General features: G+C 60.8%; 5 protein-coding genes. 4 read left to right on the top strand and 1 reads right to left on the bottom strand.

The features are described from left to right. Positions 1-570: 570 nt before the first annotated feature. Positions 571-1,293 carry an aspartate/glutamate racemase family protein gene (locus AAHA49_RS17630; RefSeq protein WP_342039162.1) on the bottom strand — a complete coding sequence of 241 codons (723 nt, stop codon included), beginning with the start codon at positions 1,291-1,293 and terminating at the stop codon, positions 571-573. Between the two features lie 141 nt (positions 1,294-1,434). On the opposite strand from AAHA49_RS17630, the gene AAHA49_RS17625 reads away from it, so the two are divergent. The 4 genes from AAHA49_RS17625 (at position 1,435) to AAHA49_RS17610 (ending at position 7,252) form a co-directional block, all read left to right on the top strand. Beyond that, positions 1,435-2,394, top strand: coding sequence for a LysR family transcriptional regulator (locus AAHA49_RS17625; protein ID WP_342039161.1), 960 nt, complete (start codon positions 1,435-1,437; stop codon positions 2,392-2,394). A gap of 225 nt (positions 2,395-2,619) precedes the next feature. Then, a complete protein-coding gene (locus tag AAHA49_RS17620; RefSeq protein ID WP_342039160.1) occupies positions 2,620-4,635 on the top strand; it encodes an ABC1 kinase family protein in 2,016 nt (671 codons plus the stop codon). 354 nt (positions 4,636-4,989) lie between these two features. Then, on the top strand, positions 4,990-6,192 hold the full coding sequence (locus AAHA49_RS17615) for an IS110 family RNA-guided transposase (protein WP_342039159.1): 1,203 nt from the start codon (positions 4,990-4,992) through the stop codon (positions 6,190-6,192). 640 nt (positions 6,193-6,832) lie between these two features. Continuing rightward, entirely contained in the window at positions 6,833-7,252 is a 420-nt protein-coding gene (locus AAHA49_RS17610) for a hypothetical protein (protein WP_342039158.1), read from the top strand. Positions 7,253-7,573: the final 321 nt, after the last annotated feature.

Here is a 7,573-nt window from a genome sequence, read left to right as displayed (position 1 = left end):
GTGAACGTCCTGCGATTCGTAGACATGATTCCCTGTCGTGCCTTCCTGGTAACGACTGTCTACGAGAAGTGTCACACCCCACGATCCCGTAGAACAGCGGAATCGTCAACAGCGCGAGGAACCCGTTGACCATGAGCGATTTCGCGGTGTTTTTCGGCGAATCGGTCGTCTGATAGCGTTGCACCACATCCTGGCTGGCCGTGTATTGGTGCAGATTGTTGAAGACCGACCCGAGGAAGAGGAAGGCATCGTGGCAATTCCACCGCCGATCGTCCAGTTGTCGGCCGTGAAGAACTGGCCATCAAGTGCGGCATCCGAGAAGACAGTTGAGATAACGCCGTCGATGACTGAGATACCGACGAGGAGGGTTGACATGCCCCTCCTCGAAAATCGGACAGGACCCACGAAAGCGTGGGCCCTGCAACGAGCACAGGAAGTGTTTCCTATGCCGAGAAGCTACCGGACAGACTCATTGGTGACAAGGGTTATTGCTCAATGGAAAACGATTCTGCGCGTGAGGAGAGACCGGACGACCCATCATGATTGTGCAGAAAGCCTGGCCAACGACGATCAGACGGCGGCCATCTCGTCTGCCATCATCCACTCGACGATCGCGGCGACGTGCGCGTCGACCGAGTCGATGGCAGGCAGGGGAGCGACCTCCGGCGGAACAAGCAGACCGATCTCGGTGCACGACAGGGCCACGGCATCGGCACCCCGATCGGCGAGAGACTTCATGATCTCGATGTAGCGGGCACGCGAGGCATCGGTGAACTTGCCCTGGGTGAGCTCATCCCAGATGATCTGATCGACCTCGAGGCACGTCGCTTCGTCCGGGATCAGCGTCGTGATTCCCTGCGCTTCAAGGCGCTCGGTGTAGAAACCGTCGAGCATTGTCCACTTCGTCCCGAGCACGGCGAGCGTCGAGTAACCACGCGCCTTCGCCATGGCAGCGATCGAGTCGACGATGTGGATGAGCGGCACGTCGACGGACGCCTCAACGGTGGGTGCGGTCTTGTGCATTAGGTTCGTCGCGATCGCGACCGCCTCGGCGCCGCCATCGGCGAGACGCTGACCGGTCGCCGCCAACGCAGCCGACGCGCGCTCCCAGTCCTCGGCGATCTGGAAGTCGCGAATTCTCGAGAAGTCACAGGAATCGAGGAGGATCTGCGCGGAGTGGTGTCCGCCGAGGCGCTCGGCGACTGCCGCATTGATCTTCGTGTAGTACTCGATGCTCGAGTGCCAGCTCATCCCGCCCAGCAGTCCGATTCTCCGCACTGTCAGTCTCCTCATCGTTCAAACCATCTAACGCAGATCCGCGAACGGACAGGAACCCTGACCGGCAGACCAGCAACTCTTATGCCCTTCCAGTCTGAATCACCAAAGACCCGTGCAGTAGACCCAGTTCCGACTGCCTTCACATAAGCTGGACTTATGTCCCAGCAATTCGACCAGGCACTCGCCGCCGGCGACCCGAAACGCCTCCTCCTCTTCGGCGCCATCGCCGACGCCGGCAGCCTCGGCGCCGCCGCACGTGAGATCGGCTGGTCCCAGCCCGCTCTCTCCCAACACATGAGCGCTCTCGAGAAGGACCTCGGCGTCACCCTCTTCGAGCGCACTCCACGCGGCATCGTCCTCACCACCGCCGGCCAACTCGCCCTCATCCGCGCCACCGAGGTCGCCGCGTCGGTGACCGGACTCCGCCGCGACCTGTCCACGGCCTTCGGCCTCGGCGGACGCAACGTTCGCCTCGCCGGCTTCCCGAGCTTCGTCATCGGACCGCTGGCCGCCGCGCTCGGGACCCTCGAGACGAGCGCCGCCGACCATCCCGACGCCGCCACCCGCCACTCCTACGAAGTCGTCGAAGCCGAACCGCCCGAAGCGCTCATCCTCCTCGACAACGGCGCGATCGATGTCGCCTTCGTCTTCCACCACGAAGACGAAGACCCACCGGAACTGGAGGGCGCAACGACGATCGACCTCGGCGAGGATCGACTCGACCTCCTCGTCCCCGAACGCTGGAACCGGGCAGGGCAGATCCACACACTCGCCGACGTCGCCGAACTTCCCTGGATCATGGGCTGCGACCGCTGCCGGTCTACCGCGGAGCGTCTCTGCCGGCGCGCCGGATTCGAACCCCGCACCCGGCACATCACCGACAATCCCGGCGCGATCCAAGCCTTGGTGTCGAACAGCCTCGGCGTGGCCCTGCTCCCGCAGAGCGCCAGACGCACGACCGCGATCGACGGAATCGCCGCGATTTCGATCTCCGAGGTCGGCACCCGGCGCATCAGCGCCCTCGTTCCAGCCGAACTCGACACGGCACCGGAGATCACCGACCTTCTCGGCGCCCTTCGCGCTCTGAGTGCAGGGAAGAGAACGACGGGGATCTGACCAACCGCAGGACCCGGTCCAACCAAACCCCACCCACACCACCCCACCAAGGTCCAGCCGCACCACCCAACGCACCCTCTGACCAGAGAGATCTCAGACTTCATCCACTAGGCTGGACACGAACCCTGGACCCGAGCCCTGGACACGCAACCCGGACGCACTCCGGACGCACCCCGGACACGAACCAGCGACTCGGCACTGTCCCCGGAACGACAAGGAGCCTAGATGACGATCCTCTACTCCATCGGATTGGGTCTCATCAACGCTGTCATCGTCGGCTTCCTCGTCCGGCGGATGATGATCGTCGGCACCGGCGCCGCCCGCAACATCGTCGTCTCCCTCATCATGGGCCTCTCGATCTGGCCCATCACCCTCCAGGCGTACAAGCTCCTCGGCATCTCCGAGGACAACACATACCCCAGCCTCGACCTGAGCTTCCCCGCGATCATGGTCTTCCTCCTCCTCTTCGCCTGGGCCATCGTCCTCCAGATGTTCGTCCTCCTCGCCATCGAACTCGTCATGCCCACCGGCACGCTGTCCTCCGTGCTGCGCTCGGCCCCGAAGATCCCCACCTGGTATCGCCGAGTCAACCGCCTCGCCCAAGTCCAGAAGATCCTCATCCAGTTCGGACTCGCCCGCTACCTCAAACCTCGCATCCCGACCCTGCGCGTGTCCCTCCGCGAGATCGCAGCGACGACCCGTGATGCGCTGGCCGCGGCCGGGGTGACGTTTGTCAAGCTCGGGCAGTTCATCGCCACCCGCGGCGACATGATCCCGCACGAGTTCGTCGAGGAGTTCTCCAAACTCCAGGCCGGCGTTCCCCCGGTTCCCTTCGCCGAGGTGAAAGGCCAGTTGGAGGTCCTGTGGGGTCGTCCCGTCGCCGAGGTGTTCGCTGAGTTCGACGAAGTCCCCTTCGCGGCCGCGTCGGTGGCCCAGGTCCACCGTGCGGTGACGTGGGAGGGTCAGGTCGTCGCGGTCAAGGTGCAGCGGCCGAAGATCCGTCGGCAGGTCAAGGCCGATGCCGACATCGTGCTCACCCTGGCCGAGCGGCTCGAACGGTCGACGGATTGGGCGAAGAAGGTCGGGGTCGTCAAGCTCGCGCACAGCTTCGTCGATTCGCTCATGGGAGAGCTCGACTACCGCGGCGAACTCGCCCACATCGAAGCACTGCGGGAAGCCGACGAGGCGGGACGGTCGAAGTCGCTGCGTCCCTCGGTCGTGCAGATTCCCAATGTCTACCCCGAGCTGTCGGGGGAGTACGTCATCGTCATGGACCTCGTCGAGGGGGTGCCGCTGTCGCATGCCTCGGAGATCGTTGCGGATCTCTCGAGCATCGCCCGGGGGGAGATCGCGCAGGATCTCTTCCTCATGGTGGTCCGCCAAGTACTCGGCAAGGGGATCTTCCACGCGGATCTGCACCCGGGCAACATCGTCGTCTCGTCCGCGGGTCGCGCTGGGTTGGTTGATTTCGGTGCGGTCGGGTTCATTGACAAGCGGGATCGGCGGGCGATCGCGTTGCTGCTCATGGCCTTCGATTCGCAGAATTCGCAGGCGGCGACCGCGGCGATCCTCGAGCTGTTGGGGACACCGAGTGATGTCGATCTGCGGGAGCTGCAGCGGGAGATCGGGCAGATCATGCTCAAGTACGGGGATGGTCGGCCAGGGTCGACCTCGGCGGCTCTGTTCGGGGAGCTCATCGATTTCGTCGTTGATTTCGGGTTCCCGATGCCGACCTCGGTGGCGACGGCATTCAGGGCGATCAGTACTCTTGAGGGCTCGATCATGAAGCTTGATCCGAGCCTCAACCTGCTCACGCTGGTGACCCGGAATGGGAAGGATCTGCTGCGTCAGGTTGGGGGATTGGGTGTTGATCGCAGCGAGTTGACGCTCTACTTCGCGGCGACGGTGCCGCAGATGGCCGAGTTGCCGGCGCAAGTCGCGCGGATCGCCGGGCACCTGCAGGACGGGACTTTGGATGTCGGGACGAGTGGGTTGAACATCGACATGATCAAGAACCTGCTCAAGTCGACGGTCGAGCAGTTCATTCAGGTGATCGTCTCGACGGCGTTGATCCTCGGGGGAGTGATCCTCATGGCTGCGGACTTCGGCCCGCAGTTGGCACCGGAGTTGAAGCTCTTCACGTACTTCGGGGCGTGGGTGCTGCTGGCCGGCAGCGTGTTGGCGGCGTTGGTGCTGGCGCCGGCGCTGCGGCAGCGGATGGCTTGGGACTCGTTGGGGTAGGTGACAAATACCTTTCAAGAGAGCTGCCTGTTCTGTCTGGCAACTCCTCGACTTCCAATGGATCGAACCCCTGTAATGTTTCCTTACTCGATTATGCGAATATAGATGGCGCTCAGCAACGGGCCCCTATATTCATTCGTAGGCCCCGAATGGGGTCTGGTCGCTGGTCCTGGTATGGCTGATTTGCCCTGTCATTGATGATCCGGGGGTGTTGCCGCCAGGAATCCAGGACACGCGTTGACTGCTGATCGGGGCTCGGCCCAACACTGTTGAGGTCTCGTCGTAACGTGGGTGCCAGCATCGGGTGTCATGACAACCAACGACCGCCGGGTTGGATGGTCGAGGAGGACTGTCATGAACACCGATTACGACGTGTGGCTCGGCCTCGACGTCGGCAAGACCACGCATCACGGGTGCGGGCTCAACCCTGCAGAGGAGCGGGTTTTCGACCGCGAGCTCCCGCAGGATGAAGCAGCACTTCGGGACGCGATTACGAATTTGGAGCACGAGCACGGTCGTGTGCTCGTCATCGTTGATCAGCCCAACACGGTCGGGGCGCTTCCCGTCGCGGTCGCCAGGGATTGTGGTGCCGATATCGCCTATCTTCCGGGGTTGGCGATGCGGAAGGCTGCCGACTTGTATCCGGGGCAGGCGAAGACCGATGCCAGGGACGCGTTCATCATCGCTGACACGGCGCGCACGATGCCACACACGCTGCGATCGGTGGATCGGGAATCTTATGGGCTGGCTATTCTCAAGGTGTTGGCCGGCACCGATGAGGACCTAACCCATGTCATCACTCGAGCGATCAACCGGCTGCGGTCCTTGTTGGTCCAGATCCACCCGGCGCTCGAAAGCGTCTTCAAGGCCACCGTGTTGACCAGGAGCATCGTGTTGGACCTACTGATCAGGTATCGGGGTCCAGCTGGGCTGCGTGCGGCGGGGAAGTCGGGGGTGAAGCGGTGGGTGCGCAATCATGCCCGCAAGGACCCCTCGGCCTTGATCGATGCGATCTTTGACGCTCTGGCTGAGCAGACGGTGACCGTGCCGGGCAGTCAGGCGTCGGAGTCGGTGGTGCCGCGGCATGCCGCCAGGATCAAGGCGTTAAAGGCTGAGAGGGCCGAGATCGAGGCTGAAGCGGAGGAGCTGGCTGATTCGCTCCCTCTTCTTCAGGTCTTAACGTCGATGCCGGGAGTCGGCGTTAAGACCGCGTCCCAGATTCTCCTGGCCGCCGGTGAATTCAGCGCGTTCAAGACTGCTGCACATTTGGCTGCGTATGCCGGAATCGCTCCGGTGACGCGGCGGTCGGGGACATCGATTCGGGGTGAGTTTCCGTCGCGGGCTGGGAACAAGAGGTTGAAGAACGCATTGTTCCACTCAGCGTGGGTGGCGTCGTGTCATGACTCGGTGTCGAAGGCGTATTACGACCGGAAGCGGGCTGAGCGTAAGCGACACAATGCGGCGGTGATGTGCCTGGCTCGTCGCCGGCTCAACGTCCTGTTCGCGATGGTCAAGGCCGGGACCTTCTACGAGGCGAAGACCCCGGCGGCTACTTGACAATAAATGTAACGGATAACGGTTAGGGTTGCCTAGGGGGGCCTATCCCAGGGCAGAACTCGGCCTGGCACGCTTCGGCGGTCGACAGCCTTGCGGCAGCGGCGACGAACAGTATCGCGATGCGTTGAATTCGCCACAAACTCCGTAGCCAAATTCAATCCGCTCGGCCGCCCGGCCTCGACGGCGCAAGGGACCTACTCGTTGTCAAGGACGCCTAGAAGGTTGTGCCGACTGAAATCCTGAGTGGGGAGCAACAAGTTTTGCGCCTTCATTCCAGTTTTGAGTCTTATTTGGTAGACTTGCAATCTCATCGTTGTGGTAACAAAACTCGAACCTCGAGAGAAATGACGGCTATATTCGGCACAGTAACACGAAACAAGGGCATTGCCGAGAAACTTCAACTACTTGAATAATTCATAATTCGCTATTAAGGCCAATTGGTAAAACTTAGAACGGAGTCGGAGTGCGAGCGATCAGAGAAGACGGAGAAGCCGTAGAACTTGACGACGATGGTTCCTGGAAGCTGATTCAGGAAGAGAGCCGCGGGGGTGAATTAGGGTTTCGTGGAGTTCGATGGGGTACTCGTCCTCAATCGGCGAAGCGCCGAGAGGAAACGGAGCCAAGCGAAGAGAATCAACGAATGCTCTATTGGACTGGAGCCTGGATGGGAACATTGATGTGCGACGTAGTCTATCTATACGCTCATGATGTTTTAGTTCGCGGAAAGTATATAATTGACGAAAACTGGGTGAATGAGAATAGGTACCTAATGGAATTCTCGACACTAAAAAACCTTCTTGCGACAAAATATGGAAACCCTGTCGAAGATCTCGAGTTTTGGAATAACGATTTATGGAGAGACAATTACGACGATTGGGGTAAGGCGGTGGAACAGGGTCATCTATCGATGTATGTGACGTGGTATTCCGGAGATACGCGCATTATTCTCTCGCTAGCTGGTGAAAAGTATACTTCCATCTTGGCCATTGAGTATGCCAGTCTAAAGTTGGAAAGTCTGGAAAGCAAGTTGACCGAAGCCTCGGTCTTGGACATACTGTAGGCTTTTAAAGCTCGCGGCGAGGAATGCGTTGCGCGACCTATACGGCGCTCATTGTGTAGGCACAACCGCAAGTATTTGAAATCAGTCGTGTGTTGTCTTGTCACTTATCGGACAGTGTTCGTACCGATTTATCGACAGTCTCGGTAGTCACTTCTCGGACACCGGGTGGGTTTTTCGCAGTGATTCAACTCCCGAGGGCAGACGACCACGGTCTCCGTTGACGAACCTGCCGATCTTTGTGACGTTGAGGTGGCGCTGCTTGGGCAGCGGCAGATCAATGGTCGCGATGAGCTCACCGTAGGGGACGAGATAGAACTCGAG

This window comes from Brevibacterium ammoniilyticum (assembly GCF_038429965.1).
Taxonomy (GTDB): Bacteria; Actinomycetota; Actinomycetes; order Actinomycetales; family Brevibacteriaceae; genus Brevibacterium; species Brevibacterium ammoniilyticum.
Note: the sequence above shows the minus strand (reverse complement) of the source record. Positions and strands in the feature narration are given on the sequence as shown.